20 protein-coding genes and 1 pseudogene are annotated in these 20,389 nt (G+C 63.3%); 6 read left to right on the top strand and 15 right to left on the bottom strand.

Going from position 1 to position 20,389, the window contains the following annotated elements:
* Positions 1 to 871 (top strand): thiamine pyrophosphate-dependent enzyme (locus EN964_RS04120; protein ID WP_245490629.1); only part of this gene is annotated, 871 nt, incomplete at its 5' end.
* A gap of 52 nt (positions 872 to 923) precedes the next feature.
* On the opposite strand, the gene EN964_RS04115 is transcribed toward EN964_RS04120, so the two are convergent.
* Both EN964_RS04115 and EN964_RS04110 read right to left on the bottom strand, forming a co-directional pair.
* Positions 924 to 1,367 carry a CHRD domain-containing protein gene (locus EN964_RS04115; protein ID WP_127271887.1) on the bottom strand — a complete coding sequence of 148 codons (444 nt, stop codon included), beginning with the start codon at positions 1,365 to 1,367 and terminating at the stop codon, positions 924 to 926.
* Positions 1,368 to 1,505: 138 nt separating this feature from the next.
* Positions 1,506 to 2,789, bottom strand: a complete 1,284-nt coding sequence (locus EN964_RS04110) for a cystathionine gamma-synthase family protein (protein ID WP_127272547.1) — start codon at positions 2,787 to 2,789, stop codon at positions 1,506 to 1,508.
* Between the two features lie 125 nt (positions 2,790 to 2,914).
* Between EN964_RS04110 and EN964_RS04105 the strand changes: the two genes are divergently transcribed.
* Complete coding sequence (locus EN964_RS04105) at positions 2,915 to 3,373, top strand: Lrp/AsnC family transcriptional regulator (RefSeq protein ID WP_127271209.1); 459 nt, start codon at positions 2,915 to 2,917, stop codon at positions 3,371 to 3,373.
* 51 nt (positions 3,374 to 3,424) lie between these two features.
* Here EN964_RS04105 and EN964_RS04100 read toward each other — a convergent pair whose 3' ends face one another.
* The 4 genes from EN964_RS04100 to EN964_RS04080 all read right to left on the bottom strand — a co-directional run bounded on the left by EN964_RS04100 (position 3,425) and on the right by EN964_RS04080 (position 7,675).
* The gene (locus EN964_RS04100; protein ID WP_013894623.1) at positions 3,425 to 4,396 is read right to left on the bottom strand and encodes an ABC transporter substrate-binding protein; all 972 of its coding nucleotides are present in this window, start codon (positions 4,394 to 4,396) and stop codon (positions 3,425 to 3,427) included.
* 40 nt (positions 4,397 to 4,436) lie between these two features.
* On the bottom strand, positions 4,437 to 5,591 hold the full coding sequence (locus EN964_RS04095) for an ABC transporter permease (RefSeq protein WP_127272549.1): 1,155 nt from the start codon (positions 5,589 to 5,591) through the stop codon (positions 4,437 to 4,439).
* Entirely contained in the window at positions 5,588 to 6,466 is an 879-nt protein-coding gene (locus EN964_RS04090) for an ABC transporter permease (RefSeq protein WP_127272550.1), read from the bottom strand. Before EN964_RS04090 ends, EN964_RS04095 begins: the two co-directional genes overlap by 4 nt.
* Before the next feature lie 417 nt (positions 6,467 to 6,883).
* Positions 6,884 to 7,675: an ABC transporter ATP-binding protein gene (locus EN964_RS04080; RefSeq protein WP_127272369.1), complete on the bottom strand. Its 792-nt coding sequence runs from the start codon at positions 7,673 to 7,675 to the stop codon at positions 6,884 to 6,886.
* Between the two features lie 142 nt (positions 7,676 to 7,817).
* Between EN964_RS04080 and EN964_RS04075 the strand changes: the two genes are divergently transcribed.
* Positions 7,818 to 8,222, top strand: a complete 405-nt coding sequence (locus tag EN964_RS04075; protein ID WP_127270638.1) for a cupin domain-containing protein — start codon at positions 7,818 to 7,820, stop codon at positions 8,220 to 8,222.
* A 328-nt stretch (positions 8,223 to 8,550) separates the two neighbouring features.
* Here the strand turns inward: EN964_RS04075 and hydA are convergent, their stop codons facing one another.
* From hydA to EN964_RS04050, 4 genes are all read right to left on the bottom strand, one after another.
* Complete coding sequence (hydA, locus tag EN964_RS04065; RefSeq protein ID WP_127270636.1) at positions 8,551 to 10,002, bottom strand: dihydropyrimidinase; 1,452 nt, start codon at positions 10,000 to 10,002, stop codon at positions 8,551 to 8,553.
* A gap of 62 nt (positions 10,003 to 10,064) precedes the next feature.
* Positions 10,065 to 11,315: a Zn-dependent hydrolase gene (locus tag EN964_RS04060; protein WP_127276183.1), complete on the bottom strand. Its 1,251-nt coding sequence runs from the start codon at positions 11,313 to 11,315 to the stop codon at positions 10,065 to 10,067.
* Between the two features lie 11 nt (positions 11,316 to 11,326).
* Positions 11,327 to 11,737 (bottom strand): endonuclease domain-containing protein, encoded by a 411-nt coding sequence (locus EN964_RS04055; RefSeq protein WP_236382994.1) that lies wholly within the window; start codon positions 11,735 to 11,737, stop codon positions 11,327 to 11,329.
* Between the two features lie 139 nt (positions 11,738 to 11,876).
* On the bottom strand, positions 11,877 to 13,205 hold the full coding sequence (locus EN964_RS04050) for an aspartate aminotransferase family protein (RefSeq protein ID WP_127271138.1): 1,329 nt from the start codon (positions 13,203 to 13,205) through the stop codon (positions 11,877 to 11,879).
* A 227-nt stretch (positions 13,206 to 13,432) separates the two neighbouring features.
* Between EN964_RS04050 and EN964_RS04045 the strand changes: the two genes are divergently transcribed.
* Positions 13,433 to 14,062 carry a TetR family transcriptional regulator C-terminal domain-containing protein gene (locus tag EN964_RS04045; protein WP_127272371.1) on the top strand — a complete coding sequence of 210 codons (630 nt, stop codon included), beginning with the start codon at positions 13,433 to 13,435 and terminating at the stop codon, positions 14,060 to 14,062.
* Between the two features lie 273 nt (positions 14,063 to 14,335).
* Here EN964_RS04045 and EN964_RS04040 read toward each other — a convergent pair whose 3' ends face one another.
* Positions 14,336 to 15,223 carry a helix-turn-helix transcriptional regulator gene (locus EN964_RS04040; RefSeq protein ID WP_127271519.1) on the bottom strand — a complete coding sequence of 296 codons (888 nt, stop codon included), beginning with the start codon at positions 15,221 to 15,223 and terminating at the stop codon, positions 14,336 to 14,338.
* Positions 15,224 to 15,326: 103 nt separating this feature from the next.
* Between EN964_RS04040 and EN964_RS04035 the strand changes: the two genes are divergently transcribed.
* Together EN964_RS04035 and EN964_RS04030 are read left to right on the top strand one after the other, a co-directional pair.
* Complete coding sequence (locus EN964_RS04035; protein WP_127272372.1) at positions 15,327 to 16,172, top strand: SDR family NAD(P)-dependent oxidoreductase; 846 nt, start codon at positions 15,327 to 15,329, stop codon at positions 16,170 to 16,172.
* On the top strand, positions 16,169 to 16,891 hold the full coding sequence (locus EN964_RS04030; RefSeq protein ID WP_127272373.1) for an SDR family oxidoreductase: 723 nt from the start codon (positions 16,169 to 16,171) through the stop codon (positions 16,889 to 16,891). Before EN964_RS04035 ends, EN964_RS04030 begins: the two co-directional genes overlap by 4 nt.
* A 30-nt stretch (positions 16,892 to 16,921) precedes the next feature.
* On the opposite strand, the gene EN964_RS04025 is transcribed toward EN964_RS04030, so the two are convergent.
* From EN964_RS04025 to EN964_RS04010, 4 genes and pseudogenes are all read right to left on the bottom strand, one after another.
* Positions 16,922 to 17,170 (bottom strand): hypothetical protein, encoded by a 249-nt coding sequence (locus tag EN964_RS04025; protein ID WP_127269146.1) that lies wholly within the window; start codon positions 17,168 to 17,170, stop codon positions 16,922 to 16,924.
* Positions 17,171 to 17,230: 60 nt separating this feature from the next.
* Positions 17,231 to 17,956: a trehalose-phosphatase gene (otsB, locus tag EN964_RS04020; protein WP_164749458.1), complete on the bottom strand. Its 726-nt coding sequence runs from the start codon at positions 17,954 to 17,956 to the stop codon at positions 17,231 to 17,233.
* 53 nt (positions 17,957 to 18,009) lie between these two features.
* Positions 18,010 to 19,791, bottom strand: coding sequence for a trehalose-6-phosphate synthase (locus tag EN964_RS04015; RefSeq protein ID WP_127269144.1), 1,782 nt, complete (start codon positions 19,789 to 19,791; stop codon positions 18,010 to 18,012).
* Positions 19,792 to 19,933: 142 nt separating this feature from the next.
* Positions 19,934 to 20,389 (bottom strand): annotated as a pseudogene (locus EN964_RS04010) (amylo-alpha-1,6-glucosidase); the annotation flags it as partial.

Below are 20,389 nucleotides of genomic sequence, written 5' to 3'. Positions count from 1 at the left end.
GATCAAGCAGGCCGATCTCGTGCTGCTGATCGGCGGCCGCATGGGCGAAATGCCCTCGTCCGACTACACGCTGCTGAAAAGCCCCTATCCCGACCAGACGCTGGTGCATGTCCATGCCGACGCCGGCGAGCTCGGCCGCGTCTACCGCCCGACACTGGCGATCAACGCCTCGCCGTCCGCCTTCATCGAAGCTTTCGCCAAGCGCAAACCGGCCTCGGAGCCGACTTGGGCAGCCGAGACGCCAAAGCTGCATGCCGCCTATCTGGACTGGTCGACGCCACCGGAAGGCGGCCCCGGCTCGGTCCAGATGGGCCCGATCATGAACTACCTCGAAAAGATGTTGCCCGACGACGCCATCCTCACCAACGGCGCCGGCAACTACGCCACCTGGGTGCATCGTTTCCACCGCTTCCGCCGCTTCGCCACTCAAGGTGCGCCGACGTCAGGCTCGATGGGCTATGGCACGCCTGCGGCCGTCGCCGCCAAGGAGCTGTTCCCGGAGCGCACCGTGGTCGCTTTCGCCGGCGACGGCTGCTTCCTGATGAACGGGCAGGAATTCGCCACCGCCGTGCAGTATGACCTGCCTATCATTGTGGTCGTCGTCAACAACGGCATCTACGGCACCATCCGCATGCACCAGGAGCGCGAATATCCCGGCCGCGTCGTCGCCACCGATCTCAAGAACCCCGATTTCGCGGCCTTGGCCCGCGCCTATGGCGGCCATGGCGAAACGGTCGACAAGACCGCCGATTTCGCTCCCGCCTTCGAACGTGCCCGCGCCAGCGGCAAGCCGGCGATCGTGGAAATCCGCCTCGACCCCGAAGCGATCACGCCGACGAAGACGATGACGCAGATACGCGACAAGGCGTAGTCCAAACAAAAAAAGAGGCGGTCGCCCGCCCCTTTTTGTCATGCGGCTTGCGCTACTTGGCGGTCTCGATCTGTCCGCGGATTTCGCCGTCCTTGTTGGCTGCCGTGTGCACGTTGACATAGTCCTTGCCGCCCATCAGGTCGGCGGCCTGCGCGTCGGTCAGCACGGCCGATCCCTTGATCGGGCTCTTGAGCTTGCCCTTGAACGGGATCGCCACCCCGGCGTTTTCACCCATCGCGGCTGGGCCGTGAATATGCCCGGCGGTCGCCGGCCCGCTCAGCCCGGAATATTTGACGTTCCAGCTGAGTTTCTTCGTGGCCGTGTCGAAGGTAAGAGCTGCGGTGCCCTTGCCTTTCGTGGTCACCGGCGGGTTCTGCTGGGCGCCGTCGAGCGTCGCTTTCAGCTTCACCGTCTCCGCCAGGGCCGGCGCTGCCGTAAGGAAGGACACCGAGATGGCCAGTGCCGAAAGCATCGGCGCCAAGGATTGGATACGCATGAGAATCTCCGTTTGCTGATGACATCCAGCCACGGCTCCCCGGCGCGCGGATGTATCGGCACAAGGCTTATAAGAGCGAATGGCTGCGCGCGAGTAACACTTACGTGCAGACTAATGGACCGCGCGATACCGGCGGCGTCAGACGGCTGCCAGCGCCTGCGTCAGGTCGGCGATCAGATCATCCGGGTGCTCCACGCCGATCGACAGCCTGACCGTGGTCTCCAGCACGCCGATGCGTTCGCGCACCTCGAAGGGTATGCCCGAATGGGTCATGGCCGCGGGGTGGCTGGCCAAGGATTCCGTTCCGCCCAGGCTCACCGCCAGCTTGAAGATCTGCAGGTTGTTGAGAAAGGCGAAAGCCGCCTTCTCGCCGCCCTTGATATCGAAGGAGAAGGTCGAGCCGGCACCAGTGCATTGCGCCCTGTAGGTGCGGCCAGCCGGCGTTTCCTCGCCCAGGAACGGAAGGTAATGCACCTTCTCGACCTTGGCATGGTCGCGCAGGAATTCGGCGACCAGGCGCGCATTGTCGTTGGCCCGCTCCATGCGGATCGACAGCGTCTCCAGCGAGCGGCCAAGCATCCAGCAGGAATGCGGGTCGAGCTGCGTGCCGATCGCGCCGCGCAGCGCCTTGATCGGCTTGGTGACCGCCTTGCTGCCCATGGCGGCGCCCGCGATGAGATCGGAATGGCCGCCGACATATTTGGTCAGCGAATAGACGGACACGTCGGCGCCATGTTCGATGGGCCGCTGGAAAACCGGGCCGAGCAGCGTGTTGTCGCACACGACGATCGGCGTCGACCCTTGGCTAGCGCCGATCTCGTCGGCGATCTTCCGCATCAGCGCGATATCGACCAGGCTGTTGGTCGGGTTTGACGGCGTTTCGATCAGGATGACCGACACGCGGCCCTTCGCGACGGCGGCGTCGGAGGCCGTGCGCACCGCTGCCTCATCGACGCCATCTACGAAACCGACCGCGCCGATACCGAAGCCGGAGAGCGTGCGCGTCAACAGCGTCTCGGTGCCGCCGTAAAGCGGCTGCGAATGAAGGATGACGTCGCCCGGCCTGATATAGGCGAGCAGCGTGGTGGCGATCGCCGACATGCCGGATGAAAACAGGATGCAGGCATCCGCCCCCTCATAGATCGCCAGCCGGTCCTCGACGATCTCGCTGTTGGGATGGTTGAAGCGCGAATAGACCAGGCCCGACGCCGTGCCGCTCGGCGGCTCCTTGCGGCCGGAGGTGTAGTCGAAGAAGTCGCGTCCTTCTTCCGCCGACTTGAACACGAAGGTCGAGGTCAGGAACACCGGCGGCTTGACCGCGCCCTCCGAAAGTTGCGGATCGAAGCCATAGCTCAGCATCAGCGTCTCCGGGTGGAGCTTGTGGTTGCCGATATGGGTTTTCGACGGGCGTGGCGCGGTCATGAGCTTTCCTGCCTGTTCGAGTGACATAGTGAACGGCAATTTATGCGATCCCGTTCCGCCAGTCCTTGCTATTTTTGGGCTCTCATGGCTGCATTCCCGCAACAAATTGCCCGGAGAGACGGAAAGTGCAGCAGAAGATAGCCGATGATTTCGACCGCAGGATCCTGCGCGAACTGCAGGCCGACGCCCGCATCACCAACAATGAGCTTGCCGAGCGGATCGGCCTGTCGCCGTCGCCCTGCCTGAGACGGGTGCGGCGGTTGGAGGAGACCGGCGTCATCAGGGGCTACACCACCCTGGTCGATCCCTCAGCCTTCGGCTGGAGCATGGTCGCCATCGCCACCATCCGGCTCAGCCGCCAGAACGAGGACGAGATCGTCATGTTCGAGGACGCGATCCGCGGCTGGGACGAGGTGCTGGAATGCCACCTCGTCACCGGTTCGCGCGACTATGTGCTGAAAGTAGTGACGGGAAGCCTCGAACAATACGAGCGCTTCATCAAGGAAAAGATCGCGCGGCTGAAATGCGTCGCCTCGATCGAGACCAGCTTCGTCATGAACACCATAAAGGAACGGCGCCTCTAGCATTTCTGCCGGAGGCGCCGTGTTGAAATATCTAGACGTTACCGAATAGGCTTACTTGACCGCCTTGTCCGTGATGGCGGTGGTGTAGGCGCCGGTCGGCTCCTTGGTGATGATCTTCTGGTCGAGCAACGCCTTGGCGGTGCGCTCGTAGGTCGCCGGGTCGAGCTTGCCGTCGGCATTGTCGATCAGCTTGGCGACTTCGCTCATCATGCGCTTCTGGTGGTTCTCGTCCTGGCCGCCGCCGTCCATGACGATGCCAGCGGCTTCGTCATTGTTGTCGATGGCGTATTTCCAGCCCTTCATCGAGGCGCGCACGAAACGCACCATCTTGTCTTCGAAGGCCGGGTCCTTGAGCTTGTCTTCGGACGCATAGAGCCCGTCCTCAAGCAGGTCGTTGCCCATGGCCGAGTAGTTGAACACGGTCAGCTGTTCCGGCTTGTAGCCGGCGTCGATCAACTGCCAGTACTCGTTGTAGGTCATGACCGAGATGCAATCCGCCTGCTTCTGGATCAGCGGCTGCACGTCGAAGCTCTGCTTCAAGACGGTGACGCCGTCCGGGCCGCCGTCTGTCTTGAGGCCGAGCTTGTTCATCCAGGCGTAGAACGGATACTCGTTGCCGAAGAACCAGACGCCTAGTGTGTGACCCTTGAAGTCGGCTTCGGTCTTGATCGGGCCGTCCTTCGGGCAGACCAGCTCCATGCCTGCCTTCTTGAACGGCTGGGCGATGTTGACCAGCGGCACACCCTTTTCGCGGGCGGCCAGCGCACCGCCCATCCAGTCGACGATGACATCGGCGCCGCCGCCGGCGATCACCTGCTCGGGCGCGATATCGGGACCGCCCGGCTTGATGTCGACGTCGAGACCTTCGGCCTCATAGAAACCCTTTGCCTTGGCGACATAGTAGCCGGCAAACTGAGCCTGCGTGACCCATTTCAGCTGCAACGTCACCTTGTCGGCGGCCATTGCCTGGAACGCGGCGAGCGACATCGCGCCGGCCAGAACGGGAATAATCAGTCTTTTCATTTTTTTACCCTCTGAAGTTAGTGCCCTAAACCCACCGCCCCTATCCACCACGGACAGAGGGATGCCAAAACGTGACGGCTCTTTCGACAAGAGCGACCACGCCATAAAAGACCGAACCCGCAAGTGCTGCAACTGCGATTTCGGCCCAGACCATGTCGATGTTCATCCGCCCGACCTCGGTCGAGATGCGGAAGCCCATGCCGACGACGGGCGTGCCGAAGAACTCGGCGACGATGGCGCCGATCAGCGCCAGCGTCGAGTTGATCTTCAGCGCGTTGAAGATGAAGGGAGCAGCGGCCGGCAGCCTGAGCTTCAGCAGCGTCGGCCAGTAGCCCGACGCATAGGTGCGCATCAGGTCGCGCTCCATATGGCCGGAGGCGGCCAGACCGGCGACCGTGTTCACCAGCATCGGGAAGAAAGTCATGATGATGACAACAGCCGCCTTGGACTGCCAGTCGAAGCCGAACCACATCACCATGATCGGGGCGACGCCAATGATCGGCAGCGCCGAGACCATGTTGCCGATAGGCAAGAGGCCGCGCCGCAGGAACGGCACACGGTCGGCGAGGATTGCGGTGATGAAGCCGGCGCCGCTGCCCACCACATAGCCGAAGATCACCGCCTTGAAGATGGTCTGCCGGACATCCGCGCCGAGCACCGGCAGCGAACCGGCGATGCGCGCGCCGATTGCGCTTGGCGGCGGCAACAGGATGAAGGGAATGCCGGCGCCACGCGTCACCGCTTCCCAGATGATCAGTATCCAGGCGCCGAAGATGGCCGGGATGATCAGGCGCAGCGCGGTGCGAGCCCAGCTTGCCATCGGGCGAAGGCCCGACAGGACGGCGACGCAGCGCCAGCCAAGCAGCCAGGCACCCGTGAGCAGCAGGAAATAGGGCGCCCGTGCCAGGCCCTCGAAGCCGGTGATGCCGCCAATCAGCAGCCAGGCGGCCAGATGCGCGCCGATGAAAAGCACAACCGCTTCGACGACGGACGGTATTCTGGCCATCGAGATCAAAGCAGCGAGAAGCAGCACGCCGAAGATCAGCCAGTTCGTCGCCACATAGGGATACATCAACGTCCCTGCGGGCTGCGCCAGTGCATCCACTTTCGGCGCGGCGATCGGGCCGAGCGCGACCGCGATCAGGCACAGCACGATCGCCGACACCGCCTGCCAGGAGGGTTTCAGCCAGTTCATGCCGGCCTCCCGCCCATGGCGCGGTCGACGAGGCGCCCGGCAATGCCGACAACCATGACCAGAAGTGCCGCCACCACAGACCCAGCAACCAGCGCAGACCAGATGTCGATGGACTGGCTGTAATAGGCGCCCGCCAAAAGCTTGGCGCCGATGCCGGCGACCGCACCGGTCGGCAATTCGCCGACGATGGCGCCGACCAGGCTTGCCGCCACCGCCACCTTCATCGAGGTGAACAGGAACGGCACCGAGGCCGGCACACGCAATCTCCAGAAGGTTTGCGCACGACTGGCATTGTAGGTGTGCATCAGGTCGAGATGCATGATCTCGGGTGAGCGCAGCCCCTTCACCATGCCGACAGTCACCGGGAAGAATGACAGATAGGTCGAGATCATCGCCTTCGGGATCAGGCCGCTGATGCCGATCGCCCCCAGCACGACGATGATCATCGGCGCCACCGCCAGGATGGGAATGGTCTGCGAGGCGATGATCCACGGCATCAGGCTGCGGTCGAGCGTCGCCACATGGACAATGCCGACCGCAATGATGATGCCGAGCGCGGTGCCGAAGGCAAAGCCGAGCAGCGTCGACGACAGCGTCACCCAGGCATTGTAGACCAGGCTGCGGTTCGAGGTGATAGGCCGCAGGAAGGTGTTCTCGAAGAAATTCACCGCCACCTGATGCGGCGCCGGCAATGTCGGCTTCGGCTGCGACAGCGTCTTGCCGATGAGTTCGCTGAACGTGGAGGTCTCACCGGCGCGACGGTCGAGATCGCGCTGGAACGGCGCGTTGAGGATGACAGCGAAGACATACCAGAGCACGACCACCCCAGCGAGGATCGAGGTGACGGGGATGAGTTTGTCGCGGAAGGTGTCCATTAGGTGCGCTCCCCTTTGCCCAACGGCAAAGAGCGGCCATACCCATTCTTCGTCATCCTAGGGCGAAGCAAGGAGCGAAGCGACGCGGCGCAGACCCTAGGATCCATGCCGTTACCTCTGTGCTCCACAACGGTGCGGAACAAGGCTCCCTGTGCCTCGCCCTGCTTGGCCTGTTTTCTCAACCGTTTTCGCCTTTCGGCCGGCGTCACGGCATGGATCCTAGGGTCTGCGCAGGCCGCTGCGCGCCTGCTCTGCCCTAGGATGACGAAGGGGTGGTTGACCGCTCCCTTTACGCACGCCGCCTCGCGGTGCCCTGGGATGACGAAGGCGCGGTGGGCCGCCCCCTCACCCGACCTCCGCTTCGCTCCGGCCACCCTCTCCCCGTTGGGGAGAGGAGGGAGCCCGTCGATTGCTCCCTCAATCATCATAGCTGTGCCCTGCCCGCAGCCCGTCGCGCACGCGCGCTGCGATCGCCAGAAACTCCGGCGTCTCGCGGATGTCGAGCGGCCGCTCTCTCGGCAGTGTCGATTCGATGATGTCGCTGACGCGGCCCGGCCGCGGTGACATGACGACGATGCGCGTCGACAGATAAACGGCTTCCGGAATGGAGTGGGTGACGAAGCAGATGGTCTTGTTGGTGCGTCCCCACAATTCCAGCAATTGCTCGTTGAGATGGTCGCGCACGATCTCGTCCAGCGCGCCGAACGGCTCGTCCATCAGCAGCAGGTCGGCATCGAAGGCCAGCGCACGGGCAATCGAGGCGCGCTGCTGCATGCCGCCCGAGAGCTGCCAGGGATATTTCTTCTCGAAGCCAGAGAGGTTGACGAGCTCGAGCGTGCGCTTGATACGCTCGCCTTGCTCCGCCTTGGACAGGCCCATGATCTCCAGCGGCAGCCCGACATTGCGCTCGATCGTCCGCCACGGAAACAGCGCGGCGGCCTGGAAAACATAGCCATAGGCGCGTTTCTCGCGCGCCTGCTCTGCTGTCATGCCATTGACCGAAATCGTCCCCGAGGTCGGCTTCTCCAGATCGGCGATGACGCGCAGCAACGTGGTCTTGCCGCAGCCCGAAGGGCCGATGAAGGAGACGAACTCCCCCTTGCCGATGGTGAGATCGACGTTTGACAGCGCCTGCACCGGCCCGTCATTGGTCTGGAAGGTCAGTCCGAGTTTGCTTGCCGCGACGACGGCTGGCGAAGTCCCCGTCATCGGCTGCCGCCTGCCTGTTTCCGTCCCTGCGGCGGCTGGAATCCGATTGCTTTTATCGCGATGTTGTTTTCCACTTATCCTGTCCCATTTGGCCCTGTCCCACTGACCTTGTCCCACTCGATCGACGCCCGGAGTTTCCCCGATGTCGCCCAAACCCACCTGTCATCTTATCCGCCCTGAAAGCACTTATGAAGGCAAGCAGGGATTGACCTATTTCGCCGGCATCGCCGCCGAGACCGTCGGCGCCTCCGGCATCTGCATGCACATGCTCACCATGCCGCCCGGCGCACGCGCCAAGGCGCATATGCATGAGAGCCACGAGACGGCGATCTACGTGCTCTCCGGCGAAGTCCACACCTGGTACGGCGACCGGCTCGAGCATCATATCGTGGTCAAGGCCGGCGACCTCTTCTACATTCCGGCCGGCGTGCCGCATCTGCCGGCCAATCTGAGCAGCGCCCCGTCTTCGGCCGTCATTGCCCGCACCGATCCCAACGAACAGGAAAGCGTCGTCCTGCTGCCGGAACTGGATGCACTGGTCGCCTGAAGCCGGTATCGACGGGCTAGGATCCCACCGGTCAATTGCCCGAGGTTTGCGCTGCCCCTCATCGCCCTGCCGGGCACTTCTCCCCGTATAGTGACGGGGAGAAGGACGATTTCGCGGAGGATTTCGCCAATCTCCGACGTTACAAAAAAGGGCGGCGAGGTTGCGTTCATCTCCCTTCTCCCCGTCAGTATACGGGGAGAAGGTGCCGGCAGGCGGATGAGGGGCGGCGCCGAGTTCGGCAATTATCGGCACTGCGACACATCCCCAAAGGCGGCGCCGTGTTTGTCGGCAATCATCCGTTTCTTGGCGTTCTTCGAGCCGCGCAAGCTCAAACCCCGGTCGCCGGGATGCCGGTGCGTTCCACCTTGCGCGGCGCGGAGATTTCCTTCCACGTCGACAGCGCCCGGTTGACCGCCGCATTCGGCTCGCGGCCAACGAACTCGCCATGACCGGGCTTGGCCTTGACCTCGGCCTCCTGGATCGACAGTTCGCCACGCGAGAACACGAACCGCGGCAGACCGGTCACCTCGAACCCTTCGAACACGTTGTAGTCGATGACAGACTGCTGCTTCTTCGAGGTGATCTTCTTCTTGCGCTGGGGATCCCAGACGACGATGTCGGCGTCGGCGCCCTCTACGATGGCGCCCTTCTTCGGATACATGTTGAGGATCTTGGCGATGTTGGTCGAGGTCACCGCGACGAACTCGTTCATCGTCAGCCGGCCGGTGTTGACGCCGGTGGTCCAGAGCACCGGCATGCGGTCTTCAAGCCCGCCGGTGCCGTTCGGAATCTTGGTGAAATCGCCGACGCCGTTGCGCTTCTGCTTGGTGCTGAAAGCGCAATGATCGGTCGCCACCACCTGCAGCGAGCCCGCCTGCAGGCCCGCCCACAGCGAATCCTGGTGTAATTTGTTGCGGAAGGGCGGGCTCATCACGCGGCGCGCCGCATGATCCCAGTCCTTATCGAAATACTCGCTCTCGTCCAGGGTCAGGTGCTGGATCAGCGGTTCTCCGAACACCCGCATGCCCTTCTGCCTCGCGCGGCGGATCGCCTCGTGGCTCTGCTCGCAGGAGACATGCACGACATAGAGCGGCACGCCGGCCATGTCGGCGATCATGATGGCGCGGTTGGTCGCCTCGCCTTCCACTTCGGGTGGCCGTGAATAGGCGTGGCCCTCGGGGCCGTTGTTGCCGGCAGCCAGCAGCTTCTGCGACAGGGCGGCAACGACATCGCCATTCTCGGCATGCACCAGCGGCAGCGCGCCGAGATCGGCGCAGCGCTGGAACGACGCATACATCTCGTCGTCATCGACCATCAGCGCGCCCTTGTAGGCCATGAAATGCTTGAACGAGGTGATGCCCTTGTCGACGACAGTGGCCATCTCGTCGAACACCTGCTTGCCCCACCAGGTGATCGCCATGTGGAAGGAGTAGTCGCAGGACGCTTTCGAGGTCTTGTTGTCCCACATCTGCAAGGCTTCGAGCAGCGACTGCTGCGGCGCCGGCAGGCAGAAATCGACCACCATGGTGGTGCCGCCGGAGAGCGCGGCGCGGGTGCCGGATTCGAAATCATCGGCCGAATAGGTGCCCATGAACGGCATTTCGAGATGGGTATGCGGGTCGATGCCGCCCGGCATGATGTAGCAACCGGTGGCGTCGAACTCGTGGTCGCCATGCAGGTCCGAGCCAATGGCGACGATCTTGCCGTGCTGCATCAGCACATCGGCCTTCCAGGTGCGGTCGGCGGTGACGATGGTGCCGTTTCGGATAACTTTGGTCATTAGCTGTTCCCTTGTTCTCTTCGCGCTTCTTTGCGAGCGTCGTTTGGAGGTAGATTCTAAGCTCACTCCATGATGACAGCCGTCTCCACCACCGCATGGAACAAAACATCGGCACCTGCCGAAGCCCATTCCTTGGTGATCTCCTCGGCCTCGTTGTGGCTCAAGCCGTCGACGCAGGGGCACATCACCATGGCGGTGGGCGCGAAGCGGTTGATCCAGCAGGCGTCATGGCCGGCGCCGGAGACGATGTTGCGGTGGGAATAGCCGAGACGTTCGGCGGCATCGCGGATCACCTTGACGCAACCCGCGTCGAAGGTGACCGGATCGAAAGCGCCGACCTGCTCGATCTCGTAGCGGATGTCGAGCGCATCGCAGATCGTGTCGATGCCTTCGCGGATGCGGCCGTCCATGGCGTCCAGCACTTCCTTTTCCGGGGAGCGGATGTCGACGGTGAAGACGGTGCGCCCGGCGATGATGTTGCGCGAGTTAGGATAGACCTCCATGTGGCCGACCGCGCCGACGGCGTCCGGCTGGTAGTCCATGGCGATCTCATGCACCAGTTCGATCACCCGGGCCATGCCGAGCCCGGCATTGCGGCGCTTGGGCATCGGGGTCGAGCCGGTGTGGGCTTCCTTGCCGGTCAGCGTCACCTGGAGCCACTTCAGGCCCTGGCCATGAGTGACGACGCCGATGTCGATATCTTCGTCCTCGAGGATCGGACCCTGTTCGATATGCAGTTCGAAGAAGGCGTGGATCTTGCGATCGCCGACCTTCTCGCTGCCTTTCCAGCCGATGCGCTCGAGCTCCTCACCGAATTTCTTGCCCTGCTTGTCGACATGCCCGTACACATCGGCCTGGTCGAGCACGCCGGCGAACACGCCGGACGCCATCATCGCCGGCGCAAAGCGCGAGCCCTCCTCGTTCGTCCAGTTGGTGACGACGATCGGATGTCTGGTCTTGATCCCGAGATCGTTGAGCGAGCGCACCACTTCAAGCCCGCCCAGCACGCCGAGCACGCCGTCGTACTTGCCGCCGGTCGGCTGCGTATCGAGATGGCTGCCGACATAGACCGGCGGCAGGCTGGGATCGGTGCCTTCGCGGCGGGCAAACATCGTGCCCATTTCATCGACGCCCATTTCGAGCCCGGCCGCATCGCACCAGCGCTTGAACAGATGCCGCCCTTCGCCGTCTTCGTCGGTCACGGTCTGGCGATTGTTACCGCCGGCAATGCCGGGGCCAATCTTCGCCATCTCCATGATGGAATCCCACAAACGGTCTGAATTGATTCGCAGATTCTCGCCGGGTGCGGCCATGCTCTAAAACCTCATCGATTGCGGGGCGACGGCGTCCCCCTCCCCCTCGAGGGGAGGGTGGCCGCGAAGCGGTCGGGTGGGGTCGGCTGACATATGCTCAACCTTCCCCTTGACCATCTCGCGACATGCCACGCGCTGTTTATGACATCGGGCTCGTCAACACGGAAGACGTGAAACCCGAGAGAGCGCAGATAGGCATCACGAACAGCATCGTGCCGTTTACCCTTCTCGTGTTCGTGCAGATCACCGTCGACCTCAACGATCAGCTTCACCGCCAAGCAAACGAAGTCAACGATATAAGGCCCAATCGGGCACTGACGGCGAAACTTGATGCCTCCCGATTTCAACTCCCGCAGTTCATACCACAGGAGGGATTCGCCCTTGGTCGCGTGAACTCGAAGCGCGCGCGCCTTCTGGCGCATTTCGAAGCTCACGCGGGTACGGGGCATCAGACGCGGCCACGCAGCAAAAGATCAGGTCGGCACCCAGTCGCACCGACCCCACCCGACCGCTTCGCGGCCACCCTCCCCTCGAGGGGGAGGGATATCCGCGTCCAGTTCGTCAATCTATGGCTCGCAAGACTTCTCTGACATGGTCGATCAATTCGTTGATCTGGCCCTTGGTGATGATCAGCGGCGGCGACAGCGCGATGATGTCGCCGGTGGTGCGGATCAGCGCGCCGCGCTCGAACGCCTTGACGAAGGCCGAGAAGGCCCGCTTGGTCGGCTGGCCGGCGATCGGCGCCAGCTCGATCGCGCCGATCAGGCCGATGTTCCTGATATCGATGACGTTCGGCTCGCCTTTCAGCGAATGCAGCGCGTCTTCCCAGTACGGCGCCAGCTCCTCGCCGCGGGTCAGCAGGCCCTCTTCCTTGTAGGTGTCGAGCGTGCCGAGTGCGGCCGCGCAGGCGATCGGGTTGCCCGAATAGGTGTAGCCGTGGAAGAACTCGATCATGTGCTCAGGGCCGGTCATGAAGGCGTCGTGGATCTCCTTCTTCACGAACACCGCGCCCATCGGGATGACGCCGTTGGAAACGCCCTTGGCGGTGGTCATGATGTCTGGCGTGACACCGAAATAGTCGGCGGCGAACGGCGTGCCGAGACGGCCGAAACCGGTGATGACCTCGTCGAAGATCAACAGGATGCCATGCTTGGTGCAGATTTCGCGCAGCCTCTCGAGATAACCCTTCGGCGGCAGGATGACGCCGGTGGAGCCGGCGACCGGCTCGACGATGACGGCGGCGATGGTGGAAGCGTCGTGCAGAGCGACGATGCGCTCCAGTTCGTTGGCGAGTTCCGCGCCATACTCCGGCACGCCCTTGGTGAAGGCGTTCTTCTCGGGCAGATGCGTGTGCGGCATATGGTCGACGCCGCCGAGCAGCGTGCCGAACATCTTGCGGTTGGTGACGATGCCGCCGACCGAGATGCCGCCGAAATTGACGCCGTGATAGCCGCGCTCGCGACCGATCAGCCGGGTGCGCGAGCCCTCGCCCTTCACACGATGATAGGCGATGGCCATCTTGAGCGCGGTCTCGACCGATTCCGAGCCGGAATTGGTGAAGAAGACATGGTCCATGCCCTTGGGCGCGAGGTCGACCAGGCGGTTGGCCAGTTCGAACACGATCGGGTGGCCCATCTGGAAGGCGGGCGCATAGTCGAGCTCGGCGGCCTGCTGCTGGATCGCCTCGGTGATCTTGGGACGGCAGTGGCCGGCATTGACGCACCACAGGCCGGCGGTGCCGTCGAGAACCTTGCGGCCGTCGCTGGTCGTGTAATGCATGTCCTTGGCGGACACCATCATGCGCGGCGCCTGCTTGAACTGCCGGTTTGCCGTGAACGGCATCCAGAATGCGCTGAGATCGTTCGGCGTGACTTTCAGCCGGTTGGACATGACCAGGACTTCCCCTTGTAATCTGTTTCGGTGCGCCCAACGCTTGGTCTTTGCCGCGTTTTCATGCTACGCAAATTTTTGACCGATTGGACAAACGTTAGCACCGCCCTGTCGGCGGTCAAGGGATTACTAGCGGAAATGCGGCACCTGAAGTGCGTTCCACAGGCTAGGGAAAAACTGGTCCAGAGAATTGGTCCAGATGACCCTCAACGCGAGGGCTGGCAACGGTGACCACGGACGCTCCTCGTCGCACCCGCATCCAGCAGGAAAAGCGCGAACTCATCCTGGAGGCGGCGCTCGAGGTTTTCTCGACCAACGGTTTTCGTGGCTCGACCATTGACCAGATCGCCGAAGCCGCCGGCATGTCGAAGCCGAACCTGCTCTATTATTTCCGCCGCAAGGAAGACATCCACGAGACGCTGATGCAGCGCCTGCTCGACACCTGGCTGGCGCCGCTGCGTGAACTCGATGACATCGGCGACCCCTTGACCGAATTGCGCAGCTACATCAGACGCAAGCTGGAAATGGCACGCGACTTTCCGCGCGAGAGCCGGCTATTCGCCAACGAGATCCTGCAAGGCGCGCCGCGCATCATGCCGCTGCTGGCCGGAGAGTTGAAGACGCTGGTCGACGAGAAGGCGACCGTCATCAAGGGCTGGATGCGCGCCGGCAAGATCGCCAAGACCGATCCGTGGCACCTGATCTTCTCGATCTGGGCGACGACGCAGCATTATGCCGATTTCGACGTCCAAGTCCGCGCCGTCCTCGGGCCGAACCGCGGCGGCGACGGCCGCTTCGAGGATGCGGCAAGGTTTCTCGAACAATTGTTCCTCGATGGCCTCAAGCCGAAGGGGTAGCAGCGAGATCACGTCTTGGGTCAACTTGGCAGTCGTCGGGCTATCCCAGACGGTGGGGATTGGCCGAAGCGCACATTGATTTCGTCATTCTAGGGCGAAGCAAGGAGCGAAGCGACGCGGCGCAGACCCTAGAATCCATGCCGCGACTTCAACGCGCCGCAACGGTACAAATTCTGCTCCGCTGTACCCTTCGACCAATGTCACGGAATGGATCCCAGGGTCTCCTCGACGCCGCTTCGCGGCTGCTCCGCCCTGGGATGACGAAGTGGAGGGTTACGCGCTGCGCCGCTCGGCCGGCAGGGCGTCCAGCAATGTCTGCAGCTTGGCGACCGAGTTCTGCTCGGCAAGCGGCGTATAGACGATCAGCTTCATGTCGGAGCCATCGCCGATCGACAGGCTCATATGCTCGAAGATCATGGCGCCCGCGCTCGGGTGCCGGACATGCTTCACCCCCGACAACCGGTGCGCGACGTCGCGCTGCGGCCACCAAGCGCGAAATTCGGGGCTCGAACGCGTCATCAACTCGATCAGCCGCTCGAAATCCGGATCGCCGACATAACGCGCACTCGCGGCCCGGAAGGAGGCCAGCACGGTGCGCGCCAGTTGCTCCCAGTCGACCAGGAGGCGCCGGTGGTGCGGGCTGGTGAACACCATGTGGACGATGTTGCGGGCGTCCCCCTCCAGCAAGCCATAGTCGCCGAACACCGCGACGGCAGCCGGGTTCCAGGCCAGCACATCCCAGCGCCGCCCGACAACATAGGCCGGCTGCAGCACCAGGCTCTGCAGCATGTGCAGCAAGGGGCCGTCGACTTTTTCCGGCGCCACGGCACGGCGCTCCGGCTGCTGGCGGTCGGCGAGGATGAACAGATGCTGTTTTTCGGCGGCGTCGAGGCGCAGTGCTTCGGCAAGTGCCGTCAGCACCTCGACCGAGGGCCTGACCTCCCGCCCCTGCTCCAGCCATGTGTACCAGGTGGTGCCGACACCGGCGATCATCGCCACCTCCTCGCGGCGCAAGCCCGGCGTACGCCGCCTGAGACCGGTGGCGATGCCGGTGGCCGAGGGCGTCAGCCTTTCGCGGCGCGAGCGCAGGAAGGCGCCGAGTTCGCGCCGGCGGCTGTCTTCAGCCGAATGTGTGGGGGCAGCGTGGGGTTGGGACTCCATGCGGGTATTATAGCAGTATTGATACCAGGATAAAGTTTGAACTGTTTGGCCCGCGCCAACTGTCCCATCTTCGGTTCAGAGCAACAGAACGGAGGCTCTGAACATGGAACTCAAAGACAAGACGATCCTCATCACCGGCTCTACCGATGGCGTCGGCCGGGTCGTCGCGCAACGGCTCGGCGCCGCGGGCGCCCGTGTGCTGGTGCATGGCCGCGATGCGACGCGCGGCAAGGCTGTTGTCACCGGGATCGAAGCGACCGGCGGCAGGGCGGAGCTTCTGGTCGCCGACCTCTCTTCTCTGGCCGAAGTGCGCCGGCTTGCCGAAGCCGTGCGCGCCCGCACGGATCGGCTCGATATCCTCATCAACAATGCCGGCATCGGCACGGCAGGCCAAGGCGCCAAACGTCAGGTCAGCGCCGACGGCTACGAACTGCGCTTCGCGGTCAACTACCTCGCCGGTTTCCTGCTGACATCGGAGCTTCTGTCGTTGCTGAAGGCGAGTGCGCCGGCCCGCATCGTCAATGTCGCCTCTGCGGGGCAGCAGGCGATCGATTTCAGCGATGTCATGCTGACCCGCTCCTATGACGGCGTGCGTGCCTATTGCCAGAGCAAGCTGGCGCAGATCCTGTTCACCGTCGACCTTGCGGAGCAGCTGAAAGGCACCGGCGTCACCGTCAACGCGCTGCATCCGGCGAGCTATATGAACACCACCATGGTCCGGCAAGCAGGCGTGACGCCGTGGAGCTCGGTCGAGACCGGCGCCGAGGCCATCCTCAACCTCGCCGCCTCACCCGCGCTCGACGGGAAAAGCGGCCTCTATTTCGACGGCCTGCGGGAATCCCGCGCCGATACCCAGGCCTATGACGCCAAGGCAAGGCAACGTCTGCGAGCCTTGAGCCTTGATCTCATCGGCACGGCCTCCCCCACATCGAAGGAAGACCATTCATGACCAAGACAATCGAACACACCGTCATCATCGGCGGCTCGTCCGGCATCGGCCTGGCGACGGCGCGAAAACTGCTTGGCCCGGGCATGAAGGTGACCATCACCGGGCGCAACGAGGACAAACTGAAGAGCGCTTGGAAAAGCCTTGGCAGCGCTGCCGGGAAGGCTGCTTTCGACGCCGCGAAGCCGGATGCGGTCCGCCAGTTCTTCGAGAGCCTCGGTCCTTTCGACCATCTGGTGCTGGCGGCCAGCGGCGGCAAGGGCCTCGGCCCCTTCCCGGCGCTTGACCTGAGCGACATCGGCAGCGGCGTGGAGGAAAAGGTCCGCCCGCAGCTGTCCTGCCTGCAGGCCGCCTTGCCGACACTCAACAAGGCCGGATCGGTCACCTTCATCTCGGCGGTGTCGGCGCAGCTCGCGACGCCCGGTGTCGCCGGTATCGCCGCCATCAACGGCATGCTGTTGACTGTGGTGCCGATCCTGGCCCTGGAACTGAAGCCGCTGCGCGTCAATGTCGTGGCGCCGGGCGTCATCGACACGCCCTGGTGGGATTTTCTGGCCGAAGAGCAGAGGCAAACGATCTTTGCCGACTATGCCGGCAAGACCCCGGTCGGCCGCGTCGGTCGGGCCGAAGACGTGGCCGACGCAATCGCCTTCCTCGTCTCCAGCGGCTTCATGACCGGCCAGGTGCTGACCTGCGATGGCGGCCTGAGATTTGCGGCATAGGAACAGCGACTATCGGGCTCCGACGGGACCTTAATTGGCCTTCTTTGGAACGCGGTCGTTCTCGTCCGCGGGCCTGTCGCCTGCCGGTTTTGCCGAAACAGGCTTTTCCGGCACATGGGAATAGTCAGATGTATCCGCCCCATACATCTTGTTGTCGATCGCCTCTTGCCAGCTGTAGTCCGCGTCGGACGGTGAAACGTCGGCGATCTCATGGCGGGAGGAGCGAGCGTGAAGCCAGTTCGGGGTGATCTCTCGAACCAATTGTGCAAAGCGTCCCATCGAAACCGTTCCTTTCCTTGTCCTTTCCAGGAGGCGCGATCACGGTTGCGTCGGCTGCACCTAGAGTTGACCTCTCAGCCAGGCCAGCGTCTCGGCAACGCCGGCCAGCCCGTACTGCGCGGTGGTTTGCGCCGGTGGTTTGACCCGTATCGATATGCCGCCGGCATCATTGATCGTTTCGAAGCCGTTTTCGTCCGACGTGTCGTCGCCCAGGAAGACCGGGCGGCGACCTGCGAATGGCGCAATCTCCATGAAACGCCGAATCGCGGCACCCTTGGCCGCCTCCAGCGGCAGCAATTCCACGCCGGCGTTGCCGGCAACCACCCGGTAGCCCTTTGGCAAACCGGCCAGCGCCTGCTCGACAAGCTGCGTCGCGCGCGGAAGCAGATGCGGGGCGGCGCGCGTGTGGATGGCCAGCACCCGTCCCTTGCGCTCGATATACGCCCCACGACCGAGCTCGGCCTCGATCTCGTCGGCAAGGGCTGCGATATCCGCCGGCTCGTCCGCGATTTCGACGTCGTCGTCCGGCAGGAGCCGATGTTCCAGGCCATAGAGCCCGGCGGCTCGCAGTTTCAAAGGCTGAAACAGATGGTCGACGGCCGCAACGGACCGGCCCGTGATGAACGCCAATGCCCCGTTCAGCTTGCGGTCCAGGCCTTGCAGCAAGGAGCGAAGCTCGTCGCTGACCGAGACTGCGTCCGGGTGCTCGGCATGTTCCAGCAACGTGCCGTCGATGTCGAGGAACAATGCCCATTCGCCGGCCAGCACAGGCTGCGGTTTCTCCATGACGGCCTGCGGCTTTTGCAGGGTCTCGCCGATCATCTTCTGCAGCGTATCGCTCATGACATCGCCATCCGTCTGCGCTCAAAGATGGAGACGACATTGTCGACGCTGGGCGGCGGGTCGCCGGCGGCACCGGTTACCCGATCGAGGTCTCCGCGCTTACGCAAACGCGCCGCATCCAGAAGCATGCTGCCGGCCCAGCGATAGACGTTGTTGTTGCGGATCGTCTCGCGCATGGGTCGCATGCGCTCGCGCTGTTCTTCGGGCGCCATGGTCAATGCCTGCAACAGCGCTCCGCTCATCATGGCGGCATCGTAAGGGTTGACGATCAGCGCCTCCAGCAATTCGCGCGAGGCGCCGGCGAATGTGCTGAGCATCAAAACACCCTGCTCGTCGTCGCGCGCGGCGACGAATTCCTTTGCGACGAGGTTCATGCCGTCATGCAGGCTGGTGACCATGCATATGTCGGCGGCCCGATAGATCTCGTAAACCTGTTCCTGCGAGTGATGTTCGGCCACCATGATCACCGGCCTGTAGCCCTCGCTGCCATAACGCCGGTTGAGCTCTTCGGCATAACGGTGGCACTCGTCATGGAGCAATTTGTAGGCCGGCAGCGTGCCGCGGCTGGGTGCCGCGACCTGCAGGAAGACAAGTTTTCCGATCCATTCAGGCTGTCGCTTGAACAATTCGTTCAAAGCGTGAAACCGATCAAGAATGCCCTTGGTGTAATCGAGGCGCTCGACCCCGACGGCCAGCTTCACATCCGCTTTGAGACCGAACCTCTCGCGCATGCGAGCGCGGCAATCGTCGACATCGGGAAGTTTCGCCAGCAGGTCCGCCGGCCATTCTATCGAGATGGGATAGGCGTGCACCAATGTGGTCCGTCCGCCGTAGGAGATGGCCGCATCGGCCCGCTCGATGCGGCTTTCCAGGAAGCGATCGACGCTTTCGGTGAAATTGTTGGCGTGGAACTGGGTGTGGAAGCCGATGATCGAACTGCCGAGCAGCCCCTCGAGGATGCGTTCGCGCCAAGGACAGATGCTGTACACTTCCGAATTCGGCCACGGGATGTGCCAGAAAGTGATGACGATCGCCTCCGGCAGGCGCTCGCGGATCATGCGCGGCAGCAGCGCGAAATGGTAGTCCTGGACCAGCACGATCGGCCGCTCGTTGCGGGCCTCGGCAACCACCGTATCGGCAAACTTCCGGTTGACGGCTTCATAGGCAGCCCAGTCGGAGGCGCGAAAAATCGGCCGGGTGAAGGCGATATGGCAAAGTGGCCAAAGGCCCTCATTGGCGAAACCGAGATAATAGCCCTGATGCTCTTCCTCCGTCAGCCAGACCCGGCGCAACGTGTAGGACGGGTTGCCAGGCGGCACCTGCACACGATCGTGGTCGTCGACGGTGAGGCGGTCCGCCGTTCCGCCGCCATAGGCGATCCAGGTGCCGGCACAGGCGCGGGTAATGGGCTCGAGCGCCGACACCAGTCCGCTGGCCGGGACGAGCAACTCGACGCCGTCGCCCTTCACATTGTGGATGTACGGTTCGCGATTGGACACCACGATGACCTGCGCATCGGGCAGATCGTCGGCCAGGATCTTGCGCAATGTTTCGGGCGACCAGGTCACCAGCGCGGCATCGGCCGATTGGCCATTCTTTTCGAACTCCCGTATCACCTTGCGCGCGGCTTCCGCGGCCACATCTTCGCCTGCCGTATGTGCGACCGCGGGTGGATGACGGCGACGGTGCCGCGATATGGAGAGGAAAACGGCAAGAGCGGAAAAACCGAGGCTCGCGAAGATCAGAACCCAGAGCAGGTCCGCACCGTAGTTTGTCATTGAATGTCAACTCACCCCGGCCGTCGGCGACCGTTTGTTCGTGTTTTCCATTTGAAACGGTCCGCCGACCACGTGGTCAGCGTTCGGACCTGTATTTTTGCAACGCACAAAGCTCGGATCGGTTCCGCCAATTTTGTTCGGATCATGTCCTTACGATGAGCGGCACCAGCCCTTCATGGCGGTCGGCAAGGAAAGCGACGACCCGGTCACCGACGCGCTGGAAGGTGAGATCGACGACCCGGTCGCCGACGCCCAGGTGCCGCAGTGTCAGCGTGTCGATGCCGATCGGCAGTCTCGGGCGGGTGACGCGGATTTCGCCATCCCAGCCGTCGATCTCCAGGCCAAGGCAGGCCTGCATCAGCATGAAGGCGGATCCCGCCGACCACGCTTGCGGCAGGCAAGCGACGGGATAGGCGATGGGTGCTTCGCCCGGCGCGCGTGTAAACCCGCAGAACAGTTCGGGCAGCCGCATGTTGAAATGGACCGCGGATTCGAATGTGCCGCTCATCAGGCGAACCACGCTTTCACGCTCGCCATAATGCGCCAGGCCGGCACCGCATATGGCGGTGTCGTGCGGCCAGATCGAGCCATTGTGGTA

The organism is Mesorhizobium sp. M7A.F.Ca.CA.001.10.2.1 (assembly GCF_003998575.1).
Lineage (GTDB): Bacteria > Pseudomonadota > Alphaproteobacteria > Rhizobiales > Rhizobiaceae > Mesorhizobium.
The sequence above is the reverse complement of the archived record's forward strand: the minus strand, read 5'-3'. Positions and strand labels throughout refer to the sequence as shown.

Bases quoted from the DNA above. Each gene is read 5' to 3' on its own strand.
- EN964_RS04115 (WP_127271887.1), bottom strand. From the start codon at position 1,367: ATGCGTATCCAATCCTTGGCGCCGATGCTTTCGGCACTGGCCATCTCG.
- EN964_RS04110 (WP_127272547.1), bottom strand. From the start codon at position 2,789: ATGACCGCGCCACGCCCGTCGAAAACCCATATCGGCAACCACAAGCTC.
- EN964_RS04100 (WP_013894623.1), bottom strand. From the start codon at position 4,396: ATGAAAAGACTGATTATTCCCGTTCTGGCCGGCGCGATGTCGCTCGCC.
- EN964_RS04095 (WP_127272549.1), bottom strand. From the start codon at position 5,591: ATGAACTGGCTGAAACCCTCCTGGCAGGCGGTGTCGGCGATCGTGCTG.
- EN964_RS04090 (WP_127272550.1), bottom strand. From the start codon at position 6,466: ATGGACACCTTCCGCGACAAACTCATCCCCGTCACCTCGATCCTCGCT.
- EN964_RS04080 (WP_127272369.1), bottom strand. From the start codon at position 7,675: ATGACGGGGACTTCGCCAGCCGTCGTCGCGGCAAGCAAACTCGGACTG.
- EN964_RS04075 (WP_127270638.1), top strand. From the start codon at position 7,818: ATGTCGCCCAAACCCACCTGTCATCTTATCCGCCCTGAAAGCACTTAT.
- hydA (WP_127270636.1), bottom strand. From the start codon at position 10,002: ATGACCAAAGTTATCCGAAACGGCACCATCGTCACCGCCGACCGCACC.
- EN964_RS04060 (WP_127276183.1), bottom strand. From the start codon at position 11,315: ATGGCCGCACCCGGCGAGAATCTGCGAATCAATTCAGACCGTTTGTGG.
- EN964_RS04055 (WP_236382994.1), bottom strand. From the start codon at position 11,737: ATGCGCCAGAAGGCGCGCGCGCTTCGAGTTCACGCGACCAAGGGCGAA.
- EN964_RS04050 (WP_127271138.1), bottom strand. From the start codon at position 13,205: ATGTCCAACCGGCTGAAAGTCACGCCGAACGATCTCAGCGCATTCTGG.
- EN964_RS04040 (WP_127271519.1), bottom strand. From the start codon at position 15,223: ATGGAGTCCCAACCCCACGCTGCCCCCACACATTCGGCTGAAGACAGC.
- EN964_RS04035 (WP_127272372.1), top strand. From the start codon at position 15,327: ATGGAACTCAAAGACAAGACGATCCTCATCACCGGCTCTACCGATGGC.
- EN964_RS04030 (WP_127272373.1), top strand. From the start codon at position 16,169: ATGACCAAGACAATCGAACACACCGTCATCATCGGCGGCTCGTCCGGC.
- EN964_RS04025 (WP_127269146.1), bottom strand. From the start codon at position 17,170: ATGGGACGCTTTGCACAATTGGTTCGAGAGATCACCCCGAACTGGCTT.
- otsB (WP_164749458.1), bottom strand. From the start codon at position 17,956: ATGGAGAAACCGCAGCCTGTGCTGGCCGGCGAATGGGCATTGTTCCTC.
- EN964_RS04015 (WP_127269144.1), bottom strand. From the start codon at position 19,791: ATGACAAACTACGGTGCGGACCTGCTCTGGGTTCTGATCTTCGCGAGC.